The sequence below is a fragment of the Dyadobacter endophyticus genome (genome assembly GCF_014641595.1).
Classification (GTDB): domain Bacteria; phylum Bacteroidota; class Bacteroidia; order Cytophagales; family Spirosomataceae; genus Dyadobacter; species Dyadobacter endophyticus.
Genome location: NZ_BMIA01000005.1, coordinates 102,138 through 121,427 on the forward strand (window position 1 = coordinate 102,138; position 19,290 = coordinate 121,427).

General features: G+C 43.1%; 21 protein-coding genes and 1 pseudogene. 4 read left to right on the forward strand and 18 right to left on the reverse strand.

Annotated features, from left to right (window positions below; translation table 11 throughout):
• Positions 1-457: 457 nt before the first annotated feature.
• Positions 458-2,803, forward strand: coding sequence for a peptidase domain-containing ABC transporter (locus IEY24_RS27325; RefSeq protein WP_188938485.1), 2,346 nt, complete (start codon positions 458-460; stop codon positions 2,801-2,803).
• Positions 2,800-4,086, forward strand: a complete 1,287-nt coding sequence (locus IEY24_RS27330) for a beta-barrel domain-containing protein (RefSeq protein WP_188938486.1) — start codon at positions 2,800-2,802, stop codon at positions 4,084-4,086. The genes IEY24_RS27325 and IEY24_RS27330 overlap by 4 nt, the downstream gene beginning before the upstream one ends.
• A gap of 32 nt (positions 4,087-4,118) precedes the next feature.
• On the opposite strand, the gene IEY24_RS27335 is transcribed toward IEY24_RS27330, so the two are convergent.
• From IEY24_RS27335 to IEY24_RS27415, 18 genes and pseudogenes are all read right to left on the reverse strand, one after another.
• Positions 4,119-5,078, reverse strand: a complete 960-nt coding sequence (locus tag IEY24_RS27335) for a hypothetical protein (protein ID WP_188938487.1) — start codon at positions 5,076-5,078, stop codon at positions 4,119-4,121.
• Positions 5,079-5,131: 53 nt separating this feature from the next.
• Positions 5,132-6,394, reverse strand: coding sequence for a hypothetical protein (locus IEY24_RS27340; protein WP_188938488.1), 1,263 nt, complete (start codon positions 6,392-6,394; stop codon positions 5,132-5,134).
• A gap of 22 nt (positions 6,395-6,416) precedes the next feature.
• A complete protein-coding gene (locus tag IEY24_RS27345) occupies positions 6,417-7,412 on the reverse strand; it encodes a 2OG-Fe(II) oxygenase (protein ID WP_188938489.1) in 996 nt (331 codons plus the stop codon).
• Positions 7,402-8,427 carry a grasp-with-spasm system SPASM domain peptide maturase gene (gwsS, locus tag IEY24_RS27350; protein ID WP_188938490.1) on the reverse strand — a complete coding sequence of 342 codons (1,026 nt, stop codon included), beginning with the start codon at positions 8,425-8,427 and terminating at the stop codon, positions 7,402-7,404. Before gwsS ends, IEY24_RS27345 begins: the two co-directional genes overlap by 11 nt.
• Positions 8,428-8,433: 6 nt before the next feature.
• On the reverse strand, positions 8,434-8,643 hold the full coding sequence (locus IEY24_RS27355; RefSeq protein ID WP_188938491.1) for a hypothetical protein: 210 nt from the start codon (positions 8,641-8,643) through the stop codon (positions 8,434-8,436).
• A complete protein-coding gene (gene gwsG / locus IEY24_RS27360) occupies positions 8,630-9,655 on the reverse strand; it encodes a grasp-with-spasm system ATP-grasp peptide maturase (protein ID WP_188938492.1) in 1,026 nt (341 codons plus the stop codon). Before gwsG ends, IEY24_RS27355 begins: the two co-directional genes overlap by 14 nt.
• Positions 9,656-9,697: 42 nt before the next feature.
• Positions 9,698-9,895 (reverse strand): hypothetical protein, encoded by a 198-nt coding sequence (locus IEY24_RS27365; RefSeq protein ID WP_188938493.1) that lies wholly within the window; start codon positions 9,893-9,895, stop codon positions 9,698-9,700.
• A gap of 356 nt (positions 9,896-10,251) precedes the next feature.
• Positions 10,252-10,791, reverse strand: coding sequence for a hypothetical protein (locus IEY24_RS27370; protein WP_188938494.1), 540 nt, complete (start codon positions 10,789-10,791; stop codon positions 10,252-10,254).
• Positions 10,788-11,726, reverse strand: a complete 939-nt coding sequence (locus IEY24_RS27375) for a relaxase/mobilization nuclease domain-containing protein (protein ID WP_229223281.1) — start codon at positions 11,724-11,726, stop codon at positions 10,788-10,790. The genes IEY24_RS27370 and IEY24_RS27375 overlap by 4 nt, the downstream gene beginning before the upstream one ends.
• Positions 11,716-12,147: a plasmid mobilization protein gene (locus IEY24_RS27380; RefSeq protein ID WP_188938495.1), complete on the reverse strand. Its 432-nt coding sequence runs from the start codon at positions 12,145-12,147 to the stop codon at positions 11,716-11,718. Before IEY24_RS27380 ends, IEY24_RS27375 begins: the two co-directional genes overlap by 11 nt.
• Before the next feature lie 70 nt (positions 12,148-12,217).
• Positions 12,218-12,856: a DUF8464 domain-containing protein gene (locus tag IEY24_RS27385; protein ID WP_229223283.1), complete on the reverse strand. Its 639-nt coding sequence runs from the start codon at positions 12,854-12,856 to the stop codon at positions 12,218-12,220.
• Between the two features lie 102 nt (positions 12,857-12,958).
• Positions 12,959-13,153: pseudogene (locus IEY24_RS33155) on the reverse strand (CHC2 zinc finger domain-containing protein); the annotation flags it as partial.
• Between the two features lie 218 nt (positions 13,154-13,371).
• Positions 13,372-14,577, reverse strand: a complete 1,206-nt coding sequence (locus IEY24_RS27390; protein ID WP_188938497.1) for a primase-helicase family protein — start codon at positions 14,575-14,577, stop codon at positions 13,372-13,374.
• The gene (locus tag IEY24_RS27395) at positions 14,567-14,866 is read right to left on the reverse strand and encodes a helix-turn-helix domain-containing protein (RefSeq protein WP_188938498.1); all 300 of its coding nucleotides are present in this window, start codon (positions 14,864-14,866) and stop codon (positions 14,567-14,569) included. Before IEY24_RS27395 ends, IEY24_RS27390 begins: the two co-directional genes overlap by 11 nt.
• A gap of 66 nt (positions 14,867-14,932) precedes the next feature.
• Complete coding sequence (locus tag IEY24_RS27400; RefSeq protein ID WP_188938499.1) at positions 14,933-15,178, reverse strand: hypothetical protein; 246 nt, start codon at positions 15,176-15,178, stop codon at positions 14,933-14,935.
• Positions 15,179-15,361: 183 nt separating this feature from the next.
• The gene (locus IEY24_RS27405; RefSeq protein ID WP_188938500.1) at positions 15,362-15,688 is read right to left on the reverse strand and encodes a hypothetical protein; all 327 of its coding nucleotides are present in this window, start codon (positions 15,686-15,688) and stop codon (positions 15,362-15,364) included.
• Complete coding sequence (locus tag IEY24_RS27410; RefSeq protein ID WP_188938501.1) at positions 15,685-15,993, reverse strand: hypothetical protein; 309 nt, start codon at positions 15,991-15,993, stop codon at positions 15,685-15,687. The genes IEY24_RS27405 and IEY24_RS27410 overlap by 4 nt, the downstream gene beginning before the upstream one ends.
• 4 nt (positions 15,994-15,997) lie before the next feature.
• Entirely contained in the window at positions 15,998-17,236 is a 1,239-nt protein-coding gene (locus IEY24_RS27415; protein WP_188938502.1) for a site-specific integrase, read from the reverse strand.
• A 565-nt stretch (positions 17,237-17,801) separates the two neighbouring features.
• On the opposite strand from IEY24_RS27415, the gene IEY24_RS27420 reads away from it, so the two are divergent.
• Both IEY24_RS27420 and IEY24_RS27425 read left to right on the forward strand, forming a co-directional pair.
• Complete coding sequence (locus IEY24_RS27420; RefSeq protein WP_188938815.1) at positions 17,802-18,416, forward strand: Crp/Fnr family transcriptional regulator; 615 nt, start codon at positions 17,802-17,804, stop codon at positions 18,414-18,416.
• A 48-nt stretch (positions 18,417-18,464) separates the two neighbouring features.
• Positions 18,465-19,088 carry a hypothetical protein gene (locus tag IEY24_RS27425; RefSeq protein ID WP_188938503.1) on the forward strand — a complete coding sequence of 208 codons (624 nt, stop codon included), beginning with the start codon at positions 18,465-18,467 and terminating at the stop codon, positions 19,086-19,088.
• Positions 19,089-19,290 lie beyond the last annotated feature (202 nt).

Below are 19,290 nucleotides of genomic sequence, written 5' to 3' on the forward strand. Positions count from 1 at the left end.
TGTTCGTTTTATCGAAATTTTGACACTACGGTGTTTCTTTCAGTAGAAAATAATAAATAAAAATCGTCAAAATGTTTCTCTATATGGGTGACGCCATTTATGTTACCAAACGATTAAGATTAGTCGTAGAAGTCAGATATTCCGTAGAAAAATTGGATAAAACACATAATTATTTTACGGAAAAATAAATGCCATTTATAGAAGTATGGTGGCCCAAATGCCCCCTTTACACAGATACGTTAATCCATCCACACGCTGGTGGGCTCTGAGAAAAAAAACATTACTGCACTTCACTATGGCTTTTCATATCTCGGAGGTATCCTTCAAACATGTTCTGAGCATGTTCCATTGGGGTTTGAAATATTTTTACTTTAATTGTTGAAGAATAGAAGAATCATCATATTTCGCTATTTGATAAAATCAACTCTCTCATAAATGTTATTGCAAGTAGTTATAAATGAACAAATTCCCATATTTTCGTCAATTGGACAGAATGGATTGTGGCCCGACCTGTTTGAGAATGGTAGCTCAATATTATGGAAAGCATTTTACAGCCCATACGGTCAGACGAAAAGCAAAGACAACACGAGAAGGCGTATCAATGCTGGGTATTGCCAGAGCCGCCGAAGAATTAGGTTTCAAATCCATTGGTGCCCGATCGACAATCAAACAACTCGTTGAAGATGCCCCATTACCCTGCATTCTTCATTGGGATCAGAAACATTTTGTGGTACTCTATCATATTGATAAGCCATCCGGAAATCTTGCTAATTTAAAAAAATGGTTAGGAGGCAAAAACAACCCGACGTCTCATAACAATGCCAACAGCGAAGCCGGCTTTACTAATAGGGCGGATGAGCTGTATTTCCGTATTGCAGATCCGGCCAGGGGAATAATAACATTTTCAGTAAACGACTTTAAGGAACACTGGCTATCGGGTGAGAGTGAGCGTGGAGCAGAAGGGCACGTACTCCTGTTGGAGCCCACCGCTCTTTTTGACAGTCTTGACGAAGAGAGTACAAAAAGCACCGCAACAAACATTGGTACTTTTCAATTGCTCTCGCACGTATGGAAATTCAAAAAACTGATATCGCAGTTAGCACTGGGAATGGTCGTGGGAAGTCTGCTTCAATTTTTACTCCCATTTCTAATGATGTCCTTAATAGACATCGGTATAGAAGCACATGATTTTTCATTTATAAATTTGATCCTTATCGGACAAATAGCACTCGTCATAAGCATTGCAACTATTGATTTTCTGAGAAGCTGGATTCTACTGCATATAAGTACCAGGCTAAACCTTACGATAATTTCACAGTTTTTAGCAAAGCTCATGAGGTTGCCCGTCGGCTTTTTTGATACAAAGCATTTCGGCGACATAATGCAACGAATCGGCGACCATAACAGAATCGAATCATTTTTAACCGGTCAAACGCTGAGTATGTTCTTTTCACTTTTCAACATCCTCGTGTTTGGGATTCTGCTTAGCTACCTCGATCTGAAGGTCTTTTTGTCAACCGTAGGCCTATCCTTACTCTATGTTCTTTGGGTACTGCTTTTCATGAATCAAAGGCGCGTTCTGGATTCGACTCGATTTGACATTTCCGCACGAAATCAGTCGCAGATTGTGCAAATAATACAGGGAATGCAGGAGATCAAGTTGTCCGGATCGGAGTTGCAACGGAGATGGGAATGGGAGCATACACAACTCCGGCTTTTCAAATGGAACGTCCGCAATCTCTCGATCACTCAGATCCAGCAGGCCGGCGCGCTCCTGATCAATCAGGGTAAGAACATTTTTGTCACATTTCTGGCAGCGAAGGCCGTGATCGACGGGAACCTCTCATTTGGAGGAATGCTATCAATCCAATATGTACTGGCACAATTCAACTCCCCCCTTGAACAGATGATCAATTTCCTGCAATCGTGGCAGGATGCTAAAATAAGCATTGAGCGGCTAAACGAGGTGCATGAGCTTGATGATGAGGAACTTCCTTTGGACGCGAGGGTTGCGGACTGGAACCAAGGTGATATATCGATAAGAAATCTGTCGTTTTCATACCCAGGAGCCGGGAATGCCGCCATTTTGAAAGATATAGATCTGACAATTCCATACAACAAAACAACGGCTATCGTCGGGGCCAGCGGTAGTGGAAAAACCACCCTGTTGAAACTACTGTTGCGGTTTTATGAACCAGACGCGGGGAGAATTTTTATCAGGACAAATGATGAAACCGACGGAAATTTCGATGAATCGATCGATATCGCAACGATTTCATTCCGGGAATGGAGACAAGGTTGTGGGGCAGTTATGCAGGATGGGTTTATTTTCTCCGACACAATAGCCAAAAATATCGCGGCCGGCGAGGAAGAAATCGATTTTAGACGATTAAAGGAAGCGACCCGTCTCGCCAATATCCACGACTTCATATCTTCACTTCCTCTTGGATTCAATACACGGATCGGCGTTGAGGGAAATGGGATCAGCCAAGGCCAAAAGCAACGAATCCTGATCGCAAGGGCAGTTTACAAAGATCCGAAGCTTCTGCTTTTCGACGAGGCTACTAATGCCCTCGACGCCAAAAATGAATCGGCTATTGTTAGAAATTTAAACTCATTCTTTCAGGGCAGAACCGTCATAGTAGTCGCGCACAGGCTAAGCACTATCAGAACCGCCGATCAAATCGTGGTGATGGAGAACGGACGGATTGTTGAAACTGGCGATCATGACGATTTAATTAACAGGAGGGGAAAATATTTCGATTTGGTCAACAAGCAATTAACGACAACAATCGATCTATGAAAAGCAATAAGGTTTTAAGCGAAATTCACAGCGAGGCAGTTCAGCATGTTGTCAACCGCCCCCCCTCCTGGCTTGTCAGCTGGGGGATATCAATTTGCACCCTCGTATTTATTCTCCTGATCACTGCCTCATTTCTGGTTCGCTATCCGGATGTAGTGGCCGCTTCGGTATTGTTGACATCGAAGGATGCGCCAAGGCCAGTGCTCATGCACTCCGATGGCCGGCTTACAAGACTTCTGGTTAAGGAAGATCAATTCGTGCGAAAAAACCAATTAGTGGGGGTTACGGAAAGCATTGCCGATTACAATGAAGTTTTGAATCTTGCCGGTCAAGTTGATAGGTTGGTCGCCTCCATACATCAGAATGACTGGAAGTTCATTTCACTTTTCGACGGAAACAGCGCACATGAACTGGGAGAATTACAAGCTGACTACGAACTACTTAACACAAATTTGGTAAAATTAAAGACTGTCCTTTCCGAGGGGTTCTACCTGCAAAAACGCAAATTGCTAATGGAAGAGATTGATCATTTGAAAAGCCTCGAATCTAACATATCCAAACGGATAGAACTTCAACAAAAAGATCTCACAATCGCAGAGGGCGAATTCGCTATTCATCGGAAATTGTACAACGACAAAGTCATCTCGCCTTTGGAATACCGCAGGGAGGAATCAAAGTTGATCAACCGGGAAATCCCGGTCATGAGTCTCGGCTCCGTATACATTGAAACAAAAACACTTCAGGCGGCTAAGCAAAAGGAAATATTGGAACTCGATCATTCGATTTACGAACACAAACTCCTTTTCTTACAAACTCTTCAGACATTCAAAAGCAGAGTCGAAGCATGGAAGCAAAAGTATTTACTCGTTGCGCCTACATCTGGCCGGATTTCTCTCTCCGGCCCCTGGCAAGAGCATCAATTTTTCCCGCGGGGGTATGAATTGATGACTGTGGAGCCGGCGTCGGGCAACTACGAGGGGATAGTCCGCATCCCTCAGAAAAATATGGGAAAGTTAAGAAAGGGACTCAAAGTGTACATCAAGCTGGATGGATACCCCTATCGGGAATATGGCATGCTGGAAGGAGTACTGGGCAATATATCCAAAACATTGGGGCAAGACAGCTTGTATTGGGGACAAGTCATATTGCCTCCGTCGTTGAAAACTGAGTACGGACAGAAAATACGGTTCAGGGCGGGAATGAAGGGAAGAGCGGATATTATCACGGCCGACAGGGTGCTTGCAGAACGATTGGTATCCATTTTTAAGTCGGGGCGTCAATGATTTTGCTGTCGGAACGATACCCCGGCCAACGATCAAACCAACGTTTTGAGGCGATCAGCAACGTCCCGTAATCTCACGAGAATCCCCTTATCCAGCAGATAAGCAATCTGTTCCGGGTCAAGCATGACATTATTTTTATACAAACCGATCACTTCATCCATGTTTGTCGCCCCGATTGTATCTCTGGAAAGGACATGAAAAGGTAGTGACGCAGCAATTTCATGTTGCCCAAGCCAAGTGTCGGGGAAGGAGCCCAAAATTTTGTACTTGTCTATAAAATATTGCAGCCCGCAAACGGGATAATGCAGGATAACTACGTTGGAATCACTTTTAATTCTCATCGAATTTGAAAAATGATGCGGACCCACTGGAAATATATTGCCAAGGATATTGCCAGCCGGCTTCCCATTTCCATAAAAATTGAAATATTGTCTTCCTGGGTTTTCAGTCCTGTATACCTTTAATGCATCAATCTGATAATCGGTAAGCAGAGAAGAATTCCTTTTAAATAATGTCACGTCCCGATAGTAGCTTTCAATATTGATTTTCTCCGGTATCGCCTCAAAATTAGGGTAATTCACGGAATAAATATTGTTATAATCGAGCTCTATAAAATGATCAATAACATTATCCCACCGAATGGAGTAGAAAATTTCATCCACATCTATATGCACCGCCCATTTCACATCCAAATCCCTGAAGATCCGAAATGCAACTTCCAGATTTAGTATTTGCCTTGCTATAATGTCAGTCTCAATATATTTGAGCAACCCGGGACGATTGACCGACTGCCATTGATTGTAAAGATCCCGGTCAGTTTTAACAAACTGTACATTAGCTGCCGGCCAAACTAATGGGGCCTCCTCGGATGGGTCATCCAGAAAGAAAATAAAATACGCAAATCCAATTGATTGATGATACCTGATAAATTCATCCAGAATGCTTGCAGGACATCCTTTGATGGTAGTTGCAATGCCTGCTTTGGGCGTCATATTTTTCGGAAACAGCGTGAAATTTCAGTTGATAAAGACCCAAAAGCAGCATACTAATGCTCCGCAACTGAGATCACCTTAGACAAAATTATTTTTCCCTGGCGGTCTTTTACGAGCAAACTATACTTTCCAGGATAAAGAATGAGTGCTTTTTCTTCCGTTGTTCTCACTTCTATTACGTCTGCCGGAACTGCTTCATTTTTGTCCTCCGAGAAGTTGTATGCAAAAACCAGGCAGGGCGTTGGCAAATGACTTTTTATGGGATCAAGCATATAGTACTTTTTACTACCGTCCATTGTCAGCCATTCAGGTCGGCCATACTTGTAGGTAGTTTTAGGGTGGAATAACCTTGCATCAACCCTTTTTGGCCTGTTGAGTGGCCCATAAAACAAAGTGCTATCGTCATAGGCGTAGAATGCCGGCTTGGATGCATTTACGAGCTCGCGATAAGGATTTTCTTTGGTGGAATGAAAATGCTCCATCATAATCTCCTGATCTATGGTAAACGGATCAATTCCCGTTATTTCTCTAAGACGTCCCGCCATGGCTTTTCCCCAATCGCCCACGGCCGAGTCCTCCCGGATATGGTCATAGCCCGCATGAACCAAAATCCTCGCATCCGGATCAGCTTTAAACACCTCACCAATATTTTCCGCCTGGTGGATCTCCCTGCGAAGGCCATCGGCATCCGTCGTGTCCTCATAAGCAACCAGCCGATATCCAATTCTTAAAGCGCTTCTTATCAGCTCTCCATACTGTGGCTCGATCGAATACCATCCGCTGTTTAAAACCGGATACTTTCGATGGTTCAAATTCGCATCTTTGACATTGAGCGTTTCCACACACAGATACCTGTAACCTCGCTCATATAGAGGTTGCAAAAGCGATTGGGTAAAGACGCGATGTTGAGCGTTGTGATGCGCCTCATTGACAATGATTGCTCTGTTGTCCTTCGCGATCCTGCTAATGTGCTGGCGGGCGTCGATTTCCGACAAAGTTTTAAACGAAGCGCTATCCGACGGGCTAAGCTTGTTAAATGGCTGGCTGATTTTGTCCATATAAAACAAGGCATTCTGGTAGTCACCGATAAAGGAAAATTGAAGTGCAGCCAGATTCAACTGAGCGCGGGAGCTGTCTTTTCTGGCACTGGCCAGAATCTCATCGGTAAAAAAGTAACCTTTTACCTCACCGGGAGTCTGTGATTTTACATCCAAAGCAGCAAATAAAAATAGCAGCAAAACGAAATTACCTAAAATAGATCTCCCGGCATTTTGAATTCTAACACTAACTTTCTTACACATTTTAATTAAGATCATGATTCGTTCGCTCCTGCATTAACTATTCGCGAATCCATATGTTACAAGCGTATTTAATGCCATTGGTTATGGGAAGTCCGGCATGTAAAGAAAATCGGTCGATATCGCCATTAGAGTCGAAATTATGAAATAAAACAGCCCTTCCCAGTTTAGGGGTGACCGAAACGTCCAATTCCGGGAAAAATGTATGTCCGCCCATAAAGTCATCGTTAAGATATACCAGTATTGTATAGAGGCGCCTAAGATCCTTATCAACGTCAAAATGTGTCTTAAACTGTTGACCGTTCGAATACGACACGCATTGCAGGTTCTCAATACTCCCATAACAAAGATCGCCCAACAATCCTTTTACCCTCGACCTAATTTTCGAGTTCAACTCTTCCGGCAAGTCTACAAGTGAAGCCGAATAGCTGGTGCGATGATTTGATAGGACGTTAGCACCGTTTACAACTATTTCACTTCTCCCCATCCTCTCTTCCGCGTGAGAAATAATTGCGTCACAATCCGTAGGATCCAAAAACCCATCGATCACTCTAAATTTAGATTTAAGATAGCATTCAACCTCCGACGCCACCAAGGCAGTACCGGTATCAAACAAAGGATCGACGACTGAATTGCTACCATCTATCAAAAGTGCAACACCTTTCCATCTTTTGAATAAATCATCTCTGCTCTCAGTGACAATACCTTTGTTTGGGTGATAATAGCATACAATTTCCTCCGAAAAATCCGTTAAAACGGCAAAACTGGTGTTTTCAACATCTTCCTCTAAATAAATCAATATGGGAGGATCAAGAGAGGCAAGACTATCCCCCTTTACTTTTATCGCCATGGAATAGATATTCCAGGAACGAAAAGCATCGATAATTTCAGACAGCGAAATATTCGGATAATTGTCGTATTGAGCAAATGCACTTTTTACCGCGGCCTGCGGAATCTTTATTTGAAGAATGTTAAACAGCCGGTCTATACAACGGACAGTTCCGGCGGTGTGCAAAATTTCTGTCTTATTGCTCATATGAATACGAATTTGCGATCCAGGTTGCCTGATAAGGATTGTATTTGCATTTAGCTGGTTTCGAAAACATGTCACTGTCATTGCTAGTGATAGCTCTGCAATCAGTACATATATACCTGAATTCACAGTCCCTGCATGTGTCTATGGAATCCTTGCTGATCGACCACCATTTTCTAAAATCGCTCTCGCAAATAACTTCTGTCAGCGAGGTGCTGCCGGCCTTTCCAAAACTTTTTCCGAATGCAGGACAGTTTTTAATGTGCCCATCTGCATCGATACTAATCTTGCGGTTAAGGCAATTATTATAGTGCATGCTCTCAGTGAACATTTGTATATTGGAAGCAAATCGCCCGGGATTCACATTACCGCAAAACGAGTGGTCACTTATCGCGGTATTAATCCAAACAATCGGAATTTTCGTGCGACTAGCCATGTGCGCCTCAGCATAAGGTGATGAATGAATGTAAATCGAGCTAACACGCTGGTGCGTATGTACAATCTCTTCCAACGCCGCGAGTTCCAGTCCTTCGGAAAATTTGAGAAGTATTTCAATAGTCCTGAGCCTGCAATTCTGAAATGACCGAAGAATCGAATATAGCTCATCCAACGATAAAGAGCTATATGATCTCAACTGAATAGCAGCACATCCAACCTTGTCGAGCTCCATAGCGATCCAATCAAAATCGTGGATTGAGTGTTCATTCATATCCACTATCGCATTGGTTATTTGAGAGGGACTTTCCCAATCATAAGCGATTGGCGGGTACAGGTAAGGTTCATCTGTCCAAAAACCTAAGTCATTCTCAATTAAAAAATGAAAGTACTCATCTATTGTTTCATCAACTTCATGTTCATAGTAAGCCTTGATATCAGGTAATGATTTGTCGGCATGGACAGTCAGGATTTCAAAAAGCGCCTTCGGAATCAGGTATGGTCTATTTCTCTGTAAATCACAAATCACACTTCGTCTTGCTCCGTCAACCGGCACACAACAAGCATACAAGAGAAATACCATAAGCGATTAAGGAATGATGGTGGAAATCGGTTTATAGAAGTCATGGCATCTATACTGGCCCGCATTGTGGAAGGTACTCTCAGCAATTCTGGCTACATGTGCTCCTTCTTGCTTATGTTCAGTTATCTTGCCGAATTGAACGGGGAATTCTGATAAAAGGCTGACTGACAACATCGCCATGAAATCTGTTGACGGTTGATCTTTATTTTCGTTCATGAGCTTGTTTAATCAGGTATTGTGCAACTTTCCTTTCAAGATGATAATTACAAGGATATGATACCATAGAGAATTGCCCAACCGGATTTACCTCAAGAAAATTGTAGTTTCCCTTTTTATCTCTGACCAGGTCTATGGAGCCGCAGTTCATATCTAACCTTTTCATTAGCGCTGTCAACAAGTTCTTAATTTGAGCCGGCAGATTGTAGGGGACACATCTGTTAGGCCTTCGTGTGTTGTATTGCCGAAAATCGATCTCAGTTTGTCTATCACCTTGTGAGAAGATCGCCATAGCATGAAAATCTCCATCCAAGTAAAAAATGCGTAGTTCATATTGCTTGTCGATTTTTGATTGAAACAAGGATGGGTAAAAGTGTTCTTCCAGGCTATCGATGTCCTTGTCGGTAATTTCAACGGTATAATTTGAGAATGTTCTGTTTTCAGATCTAAAAAATGTGGTATCACCAATTGATTTAGAAATAATCCCCGAATGCTTTCGATGAAACGCCCGAAGTTCGACTTTGGTCTGACAAATGAGCGTTTCAGGTATTTTCAGCCCTACGAGTGATGCCTGGGTAAGCACAAAGATCTTGTTGTGTGTCAGGTCAGAAGGTTTATTTAGCCAATTGCGTTTACTTATACCTGCAAAGAAGGAAGCACTAAGTGCATTGAACTCTGAAACCAGGTATCTATAAGCATCGTATTCTATGGAATTCAATAAAACAGCATGGCGAAGCATGGGAGGTATCCGCCATCTTCTGAACCATACAGATTTGATATTTGAAGTTTTAAAACCCGATTCATTTGAAGTTCCGAATATTGCTTTTCCATTACCAGATATATTGACTACCAGCCCATTGCTAACCAAATCCTCTCCATTTATTCTTTGAAAGTCCGCACCGAAAAAGGATATCCAGTCAATAACCAAATTAGTACTTTCTTCACAATTCCTTTCGCTTAAAAGAAGTATCATTTGAAATAATGGATACATTGAAAGACCTAAGTCTTTCAATGTATCGCCATGTTATTGTTAGTCTCTTACCGATTATTGAAACTATACTTCTCTTGGAGGAGGAGTATCTTCCGCAGTCGTCGTATCAGTTTGAGTTGTTCCTGTACTTGGATTGTAGGTTGGCATACTACTGCTAGTCGGTCCGTCTGCTCCAATAATTTTAGAAAGTTGCGTCTCTTCAAGCGGCTCAAACAATCCACTATCCAGCTTTTCAAATTTTGTTTTAAAAGAGTTTTGCATAGGAATAATTTATTTAAGTTAACATCTGGCAAGGATAATTTGTTTTTTACAAAATTCCAATAATTAGTATGAGATTTAAATTGAATTTTTATTAATAATTAAAATGAGCATACGTTAAGAATAGTTTCTTACATAGAAGATTTTATTATGGCCGCATAAAATCGAGCTGTCTGAACAGTTTTCACTCAGATGCATAAATAGATTTTTACGAGGTATGTCGTAAAATCTTCGGTGAACCATCGACATCAATTGTCTGGTTAGCCGGAAATCTTACAACCCTCGACGGGCTCTCCAATGATCGCATAATCGCTCCGGCGTTGGAAATTCCGGCGAAACAGAGACAGCTCAATACACACTTAACGCTTTTTGTGCCTACTATTACTCGCCTTCTTTAATTCGGGATCCGGCGATTCCCACGCATGCCGAAGTGATTCTACCGAGGGTTCAGCTGCTTGGTCGAAGGCTTTATCAATCATGCTCGTTAGACGAGGAAATAACTGTTGAGCCACTTCATACCTTGCCGCTGTTCGACGAACCTGTTCAATTTCCTTATTGGAACATATTGCTATCGTAAGCGAAGAAACGGTAGTACAAAGCAGTACCGCTAATGAAACGAAATAGCTTTTAGCCTTGAAATCGAATGTGGCTGGCTTGGGATTTTCCAGAGCAGATGATAATGCGTCAAGGCTCTTTCGAATACCAACTAGCTCAGAAAGCATCAAGTTACCTGACGGTATTTTTGCCACGCTGGCCTGAATCTCTGCCAGCATTTGGCGCGCTAAATCATCGACCGGCACTTTCGCATCAATCAACAGGCTTTCCAGCACTGAGATCTTTTTTACAAGGATAGCCAGTACCTGCTCGAAGCCATCGAATTTATCTTCAATATCTTTCATAAATGTAGTCCTCTCGATTTTTTGCGTTTTTGTTTTGTTTTAAGGTTGGGGTTGATTGTGTCATGCTGATTTACCGGATCCATCAAGTCTTTCAGTAAGTTTTCCTTCGGATAGTTCGGCAAACCATATCGGTGAGTTAGCATTTTTTCTTGGGCCGGTGGTGGTGTCCCGCGCTCCCACATCCGACGCCTCACCAACATCTGTTGCTGAAAATTTTCCCGCAGCTTTCTATCAAGTGCCAGAAAACTCATGCTTCGGTCCACTTTTGAGCCCTTCAACACCGTTCCATCCTTCTGGAAGCTGATACCTTCAATCTGATCGGAACCAGACTTGTATTTGTAGATGAGGGCAATTCCGCTCGATGAAAGCTCCCCTTCCAATTGTTTCCAATTCACTGCCGATCTGCTTGCCATCTTGATCCGATCTGCCAGCTCATAACGCGTTTTATCAATCCCTTTAAGCCTCGCTCGGTTAACCAGCATTTTTCCTTTGCCTATGTAGTAGCCATATTTCAGGGTCATCTCCTTGCAAACCTTCTGATTCATTCGCTTCTGAAAGCGGTCCGAAATAGATTTACCAGCATTATCAACCCGGTTGTAGAGAATATGAATATGTGGCTGATTTGTATCGCGATGTTCAACGACCAAATATTGGGTGTTTTGGATTTTCATTTTGGCCATATATTCGGCAGCCCTCTCTACCATGACTTTTTGTGAGAGCTTATCCTTGTCAAACGAACTCCAACTCAGCACCAGGTGACCGACAGCCTTGCCCAGCTCGGGATTCATCTGGCGCTGAGCATTGAAGTCATGGATAGCTGACTTTACATCCTGGGTCCTGACTCCTTCGCCATGAAGCACGATAGCCTGCTCTTTCTGCATGACATACCTGACGGCCCCTCCGAAACTTGATCCTATCATTATCTTACCGATCATCGTTGGCTAGTCTTTTGAGTAAATGATCAATGTCTGATAGAAGCTGTGCAGCCTTTTTTGTCTCGTGCAGCAGTCCCTGCATGTTCGTAAACCTGAGCAGCTGGTTTAGGTTATTAGCCAGGCCAGCCAGCATTCTGACGAACCCGGCTTCCTCTGCGGAGAGCCGCGCAACAACCCTGGCTTTCCTGGCCGCTTGCCTCAACCAGGTGCTTGGTCTAAGGCCTGCGTCCTTGGCTTTCGACTCGATTAAAAACCGCTCAGTTTCCGAAAGTCGGACCATTAGTTGCGCGTTTCGTTTGACCTTCTTGGGCGGCCTTCCGCCTTTGGATTTGTGTGAATTTTGCTCCATGCTTTCTACCACTTTCATTTCGTTTACAGAGTCTGTTGAATACCCTTTTGCGACCATCGGGAGTAAAAGCAAGTTTGAGTTCCGGTGCGGCCGGAACGAGTTTTTGCGAAGCGAAAACACAAACTTGCTCCCTGAAAGAAACTTAGAGGCCCAGCCCTCGGGACTTCTTAGGACGGTGCTGATGTTGGGGCTGCTTTTCCAGCTGCTCGCTTGCAACCAGCAGCTGGTTCAGATCCTTGTAATCCTTATAGATACCAGAGGCATCGACGCAATTGAGCCCCGCGTTCTCGAATTTTTCAAGCAGCTTTTTCCCGGCTGCATCGTGATCCGGATATAGAAATACGGTGCTGTAACCTTTGACAATGTCCACACTTCGCTCTGCCAGACTTATCGAATTGAGCACTACAAAGTCGGTCTGGATCTGCTCCTGTTTTCGAAGCGAGAGAAGCGACAAAAAATCCATAAAGCCTTCCAACACGCAGACCGAGTTATGACCATTCTCGATATGGGATATGTCCTTCGGAGATGTCGAACCCTTGAAGTAGGCATTTCTCAGCTCATAGCCGCCCGACCGGTTTTCGAAACCGGCGGCGAAATAAATCTTGTCGCCGACCCGATAGTATACCTCCTGACAGTATGATTTAGCAACGGCCAGATCGATACCGCGCGATTCCAGGTACCGGGTAATTGCCGGATTACTGCCTAACCCCTTTAAATCGGTAATTTGGATGCCAGATTGATCGATAGTCCTGGCCGGGGTACCGCCACTATCTATATGCAAGCCAGTCGATTTTAGATCTTGCGGTTGAAATAGAAAAAGACCAGAATCCAATTTCTCCAATAACGCCTTTGTATCGCAACGAAACAAGGCTCGTCCTAAATCAATAACATCACCCCCCTGACCATTTCCATGGTCATAATAGAGATTCAACCGCGCATTGACCTTGAACGAAGGCGATTTCTCATTCCTGAATGGAGAAAGGTACCAATGGTCTTGTCCCCGGACATGTTGGGGGCGGATATGGCATTGTTCCAACAAGTCTACAATAGATATCTGTTTGGCTTGCTCGCAAGTCATAATTACAGGGGCTTGAAAGTGAATAAATTGATGAATTGATGCGAAGAGCTTACAACTGATTGGTTTTTAGCTATTTATGCCCGCATCAGAAGAGCATCAAAATGCATCAGGGGCCGCATCGCTATTCAGTGATTGATGCACCTTGATGCGGATTTTGATGCGCTGTAATTATTTATTAGTCAATTAATTAAATATGATGCGCATCAAAGCATCAAAAATTAAGGCAATTCATTGAGCTCATTTATGCGCCCTCGGGATAGGGTATAGAACCTACCCTTACCGGTCTGCTCGAAGACGGAACCGTCGGTTAGAAATTTGTATTGCGGGTAAGTAAGTGAATTACTTGCCGGGCTCAATTTCCAGGCATTTTGCAGGATCCGCTTGACCTGTGAGAGGTCTTTGAAACGGATGTGCTTTTTGTTGAGCCAGTCCTGAACATCGCCAGTGCAAAACCGGATTTCGTCCAGCTCTTTTTCGTCTGCGATTGTCAGCAGGATATGGGCGATTTCCACTTCCAGCTTGTTCCTATTCTGATTCAGCAGCTTTTTTAATGCCGGTGTGGCAATTTGATCAGCAGTAAACCACATTCTCGTTTTACTGGGATGGACGAAGTCACGGCTCACTAGAAAATGCAGAAAGAACGGGATCTGAGCCCTAAGTTGGGCAAGCAAGTGATGATTCTCTGATTTTAGTGGCGGCACCTTTCTAACCCAGTAGCGGATTTCCCCTGGCTCGGCGATGATGAAATGATCTTCGTTGTTACTGCACAAAATGAATTTACCAAAAAACTCCACTTCCTGCCGGTCATGGCCTTTTGCCTCGACTTTGTAAAAACGAGCCGTGCTCAGATTCTTGATCCGCTCTGAATCCTCCTTTCTATCCAGGAACGTTTCGTCCACGCCTATGACCAATTTTTGTGCCCATTCGATGTTGAAGTTGGATCGGAAATCCTCATTGCTGTTGATCGTCATGTTTTCGCCAAAGATGGATTTGACAAAATGCAGAAATGTAGTCTTACCTGTTCCACGCTCCTCGCTTACCAAGCACAGGATCGGGAGGATCTGGGTAGGACGTTCGAGCAGGATTTTGAAGTAATCATAACCCATCTCGATCTGCTCGCCGAAAATGTGACTCAGGAACTGAAAGATCACCGAGGCATCGCCCTGCCGCGTCTCATGCTGGAATGGCTGGTAGCGATTGTAGAATCCGCCGACCTTTTGTTGGTAGTCCAGATGGCTCGGCACAAAACAAAATCCGTCGAAGCAATCCACGCGGTCTTTCAAGTAGTCACGGCTGTGATCCAGCCGGATACATTCAGCCGACCAGGGGATTAATGAGGAAATCGTGTCGCCGGAAGATAATGGCCGGTTGACTTTCTTAAAGTAACTGGTACCTATGCGCAGGTAAGCCGGATTATCTTTCATGGCTACCTCCGATTTTTTGCTGACCGTTGGCTATCCATTCCAGGAGCTCCCTGCGTGAAAAGAGTAGCTTGCCTTCCATTTTGCAGAATGGAATCTTTTTTCTTTTCACCAGCCCATAAATGGAGGTTTCCTTGTATTTGGTCAGCCGCGCCGCCTCCTTGGTGTCCAGCAGAGTGTCACTGGTGTCGGTCGCTGTCTCCGGTTTTGCCTCCAAAACCCGGCGCAGTGAAGACTCGATCAACTCCGATAACTGCTGATCGTTCATTGAAACTAGAACTGTTGTGCTCATCCCTTTTGCGTTTTGGTGATGGGCAAAGCAAGGCTAGAAAATCGGGGAAAAACAATATGAAGTTGACTAAGTCAGATCTGCGACACCGTACTCGTTTATTTTCCTTAATGTTTTCAAAACATTTTTAGAATGCGGGCTGTCAGCCAGATTCCCTATACTCTGCACGATGTTTCCACGTGCTTTGTTGATGTTGCTGCGAAGACTTTCCAGCTTCGTTTTCGAGTAGCAAGAAAAAGTATCGAGCAGCAATTGACAGTATCTGTCAAGCCCAATATTGTTCCGATCTGTGTTCAGCTTATAGGTGGCATGCATAAGTAGGTTTAAAACGCGCTCGTAGTTTCCCGGAGGCATTTCAAAGTACTTATGTTCAGGTCGAGGCAGTCTGCCTCCTTTTTCTTCGAACATCATTCCCAACAGCTGCAACACTTCCTCTTCTCTGGTAAAAACCTGAATCGAGCCCACTGCCTTACATTTCCATGCATCAACTAAAATCAATCACATGGATATGATTTCGTCAACCGCATAGTCAAGCGGAATCCGCTCCGGGCCTTTCGTTTGCACTTCGGCCACTGGCAATTCTTGCTTCTGTGAAACAGAACGATGTTGGTACTTAGCCAGGCGAAGCGTATTTACTCTATCGCCGCACGCACGTACAAGGTACGCCTGAATAAATCCAAGCGCGTATAAACAGGAAGGAACAGCAAATCCCTCGAAGTATAAATGATAAGAGCAGAATTCAATGAATTGCTCCAAATGAGCAATTTTGCTCTCGTTATCAGGATTGTACAGAATGGAGATTATCTGTTGTGGATACTCATTCATCGAAGTACCCTCTTAAATTGCGCTCTCAGTTCGTCGGCATAAGACTCCGAGATTGGGCTGTGATGATCTACGATGATATTCTTCCGGCCTTTTAGATCGAAAATAGCTTTGAGGTTTGGCTCACTGAGGAAAACCGGCAGCTTTGCTTTATCGGCAATGTTCTCAAAATGGAAGTTGCGTGATAGGTAGTCTACGTTTCCTCTGCGAAAAACATGATCCACGAATCTCAGATACGGAAACCGTCCTTGATCGTCGAGGTTTATACCGAGATCAGGATCGAAGCCTGGCAAATTGAAAAAATACATTCGTTCAAATCGTTGAGTTGATCAAATCATCCAGCACGGGGTCTCCAATGTCTTCCAGGTAAATATCAGTGGTCTTCAAGCTATCGTGGCCCAACGATCTCCCTATGTTCTCCTTGGATATACCATTTCGCCGAAGCGTGGTCGCGTACGAGTGCCTGGCCACGTAGGTAGTTAAAGGCTTCAAAATACCGAGGGATATGCCCAACTCTTTAATTTGTTTGTTGACCCTAGTCAAGATCTTTTTCTTCCGATCCCGTACCGATTGAATCGTTGCGTGACGCTTGTACAAGATTGGGAATACAAAGCCAGCATCACTGTTACCTTTCAGGTCTTTGTAAAAATCTAGTATTTGAGCTGCCGAGGGGTGCAAACGAAACCGGAACTCCTCCTTTGTTTTTGATCTTACATAATGGAGCTCACCATCCACAATGTTCGTCCATTTCAGTTCGGCCAAATCTGTAAAGTTCAGGCCTCGGCAATAGAAGCTAAACAGGAAGTAGTTACGCGAGTTGATTAACGAATCATTTTCCGGATCGATTTCAGCTCCTGCGATCAATTCGATCTGCTCCTTGGAGATCGCCCTCTTTTTCGTGCGAGGGTTATTGTATTTAGAGAAAGAGAAGTCTTTGAAGGGATAATGTGTTTCGGGATAATAGTTTTCCTTAATCCCGACTTTCCACAGCGTACGGAAGGTTCTCAGGTAAAAGCTTCTCGTGACGATTGTGCAGCCTTTGTCGATCAGCCATTGTTCATAACGGTTAATGAATGGCAAGCCGATCGAAAGGATATCCTGATCCTTTTGGTTCATAAAGTGTTTAAGGCTTTTCAGCGTCGAGTTATGTGACTCTGCACTCCCTAGCCGGTTTTGGCTCCTAAGCTTGGCAATGTGTTCTTCAAAAAGTACAAACAGCTTTTTCTTTTCAGGTTCCGTGTGGCCGCCCGTCAGTTTTTTGACCAACGCCTTGATTTCATCAAACGAGGGACGCTTATTTTGCTTTCCATAAGAGATGATCATGAAGTCTACTTCCGACTCAATGGTGCGGAGCAGGAGGTTGATTTCCTTGTGCTTCGGATGTGTTTTTGCAACGGATTGAAACTTAGGCTGCCATTGAATTTCGGCACATATCTTCCTTGTACTCACCAGCAGGTTCTTTCTATCGATAATGATTTGAAGCATTATCGGGAACTGAGTTTCCTCCGAATCACGTTTCTTCCGCAATACAAACTTGGTCGAAATAGCCATAGCACTACAACTTTAGGTCGAACATAGGTCGAACATTTCGTGTCTAACGTAAGTTAACCAAAGTTACTAAAAATAATCAAAATGCTCATTCAGAGCATTTTACGATAATTATACTTAATAAAACTTCTTGGAAAAATACAATAAATATCCAATGGGGTGCTAGGGGTCGCAAGTTCGAATCTTGTCATCCCGACATTGATTTCAGCCACTTACAGCGAAAGTTGTAAGTGGCTTTTTTTGTTAGGTCGAACATTTTTGTGGTGATGATCTGCATTTACCCGCATTTTCCCCTCGAGAGGCCCAATGATGACCACGGGAAGGTCGCTCTACATTGGATTTTCAAATGCCTAACGATTACCATGACGGTCGCTGGAAAAGGAACCAGGGTATCATGCCTGTCTTGGTATGCTAAACCTAGCAAAAGATGGTAAAGGTGCTAATGCGTTATTTCAGATAAGGGCCACATTGTTAGTACAATTTCATCTAAAAATATTGTAACTTGTTGAGGGTAACATAGTCAGCAACTTTTGGCAAGTGTAACAAACGACAGTAACAACATAAAATGATGCAAGATTTACTATTCGACTTTATATCAAAATACATTTCGCTGACAGATGATGAAAAGAATGCTATCATTTCCTTAGACGTATTCCGTTCTTTTAAAAAAGGAACCATTTTACTCAAAGAAGGACAAAAGTCCAATGATGGATACTTTGTTCTTCAAGGTTGTATTCGGAGCTATTACATAATAGGCGGAGAAGAAAAAACAACCGCCTTCTACACAGAAATGGATGCCTTGACACCGCATTGTGTTATCAATAAAGCCCCTTCCGAATATTACATATCTTGTGTGGCAGATACAATTCTGATAACTTCAAACCCTGATATGGAAACTGAAATGTTTAGCAAGTTTCCGAAGTTTGAAACCCTTTGCAGAATATTGGCAGAAGAACTTCTGGTTAAACAACAAATTAATTTTGATGAGTTTAAGACTTCTTCACCCGAACAACGCTATTTGAATCTACTACAAAAAAGACCAGATCTGATTCAACGTGTTCCACAACACCAGCTAGCAAGTTATCTTGGCATAAAACCACAATCATTAAGCAGGTTAAGGGCAAGGATTTTGGAGAAAAATAAAGGTCAAGAGTCATTTCTTAACTTAAGTGAACGTATTTAAGCTACCTGCCAATCTAATTTTGCAGTATCATTTTACCAATGAAAAGATATGCAAAAGAAAATTTTATGGTTCGCCTTGATTTTAATGATGGCAGGCTCCCTACAAGTTAAAGCTCAATATGCCAAACAAGACACTACTTATAAAAAGTATTTTGTAGGAAGTACCTTGTTTATGCTAGCTAATCTTATACCTGATAACAATCCGCCTGAGATGGTTTATCTGAACGTAGGTTATCGCATTACAGGAAAGGATGCAGTTTCACTTGAATTTAAAACTTGGAAATATGCCTGGCCAATTGGCATTCCATTTGGAAAATCATATGAAGCGGAAGGAGAAGGGTTTCCAGGTTACATTCGTGAATACGGAGTTTCACTTTCTTATTACAGGTTTTTATGGAAAGGTCTTTATACACAAGTTGACGTCATGCCTGCTTGGCAAACTTTTGCAAATGAGAATGGCAATAAGATTGACAATGGCTTTCAGATCTTTGACACTTATTCCATTGGCTATCACATTAAACTTTTCAAGGATAGGTTTTTTTTCCAACCTTCAATTGCAATAACTCATCGTCCCTATCAATCAAAAATGCCTGATTCGTTTAAACAGGTTGACGATAGATGGTCAAGATTCTTCTTCGGGCAGCCGGGATTACATTTTGGGTATAATTTCTAGCAATTTTTCGAAAGACAACAGCCCTTACACGCAAGTGGAGAAAGAGAAATCTTTAATGGGATGGTGCGTTTCATCCCGACATTGAAAAGCCACTTACAACTTCACCTTGTAAGTGGCTTTTCAATAGGCCGCCCGATAAGCCGCGTGGCTTACCGAGCGATCATGGTCATTTAACTTTTTGATAATAAGCAATTTAAGCCTA

What these genes read in the sequence shown, in the direction of transcription:
- IEY24_RS27340 (WP_188938488.1), bottom strand. Translation starts at nt 6,394, where the DNA reads ATGATCTTAATTAAAATGTGTAAGAAAGTTAGTGTTAGAATTCAAAAT.
- IEY24_RS27400 (WP_188938499.1), bottom strand. Translation starts at nt 15,178, where the DNA reads ATGCATGCCACCTATAAGCTGAACACAGATCGGAACAATATTGGGCTT.
- IEY24_RS27365 (WP_188938493.1), bottom strand. Translation starts at nt 9,895, where the DNA reads ATGCAAAACTCTTTTAAAACAAAATTTGAAAAGCTGGATAGTGGATTG.
- IEY24_RS27375 (WP_229223281.1), bottom strand. Translation starts at nt 11,726, where the DNA reads ATGATCGGTAAGATAATGATAGGATCAAGTTTCGGAGGGGCCGTCAGG.
- IEY24_RS27325 (WP_188938485.1), top strand. Translation starts at nt 458, where the DNA reads ATGAACAAATTCCCATATTTTCGTCAATTGGACAGAATGGATTGTGGC.
- gwsS (WP_188938490.1), bottom strand. Translation starts at nt 8,427, where the DNA reads ATGGTATTTCTCTTGTATGCTTGTTGTGTGCCGGTTGACGGAGCAAGA.
- IEY24_RS27370 (WP_188938494.1), bottom strand. Translation starts at nt 10,791, where the DNA reads ATGAAAGATATTGAAGATAAATTCGATGGCTTCGAGCAGGTACTGGCT.
- IEY24_RS27355 (WP_188938491.1), bottom strand. Translation starts at nt 8,643, where the DNA reads ATGAACGAAAATAAAGATCAACCGTCAACAGATTTCATGGCGATGTTG.
- IEY24_RS27335 (WP_188938487.1), bottom strand. Translation starts at nt 5,078, where the DNA reads ATGACGCCCAAAGCAGGCATTGCAACTACCATCAAAGGATGTCCTGCA.
- IEY24_RS27345 (WP_188938489.1), bottom strand. Translation starts at nt 7,412, where the DNA reads ATGAGCAATAAGACAGAAATTTTGCACACCGCCGGAACTGTCCGTTGT.
- IEY24_RS27425 (WP_188938503.1), top strand. Translation starts at nt 18,465, where the DNA reads ATGCAAAAGAAAATTTTATGGTTCGCCTTGATTTTAATGATGGCAGGC.
- IEY24_RS27415 (WP_188938502.1), bottom strand. Translation starts at nt 17,236, where the DNA reads ATGGCTATTTCGACCAAGTTTGTATTGCGGAAGAAACGTGATTCGGAG.
- IEY24_RS27390 (WP_188938497.1), bottom strand. Translation starts at nt 14,577, where the DNA reads ATGAAAGATAATCCGGCTTACCTGCGCATAGGTACCAGTTACTTTAAG.
- IEY24_RS27330 (WP_188938486.1), top strand. Translation starts at nt 2,800, where the DNA reads ATGAAAAGCAATAAGGTTTTAAGCGAAATTCACAGCGAGGCAGTTCAG.
- IEY24_RS27405 (WP_188938500.1), bottom strand. Translation starts at nt 15,688, where the DNA reads ATGAATGAGTATCCACAACAGATAATCTCCATTCTGTACAATCCTGAT.
- IEY24_RS27395 (WP_188938498.1), bottom strand. Translation starts at nt 14,866, where the DNA reads ATGAGCACAACAGTTCTAGTTTCAATGAACGATCAGCAGTTATCGGAG.
- IEY24_RS27420 (WP_188938815.1), top strand. Translation starts at nt 17,802, where the DNA reads ATGCAAGATTTACTATTCGACTTTATATCAAAATACATTTCGCTGACA.
- IEY24_RS27410 (WP_188938501.1), bottom strand. Translation starts at nt 15,993, where the DNA reads ATGTATTTTTTCAATTTGCCAGGCTTCGATCCTGATCTCGGTATAAAC.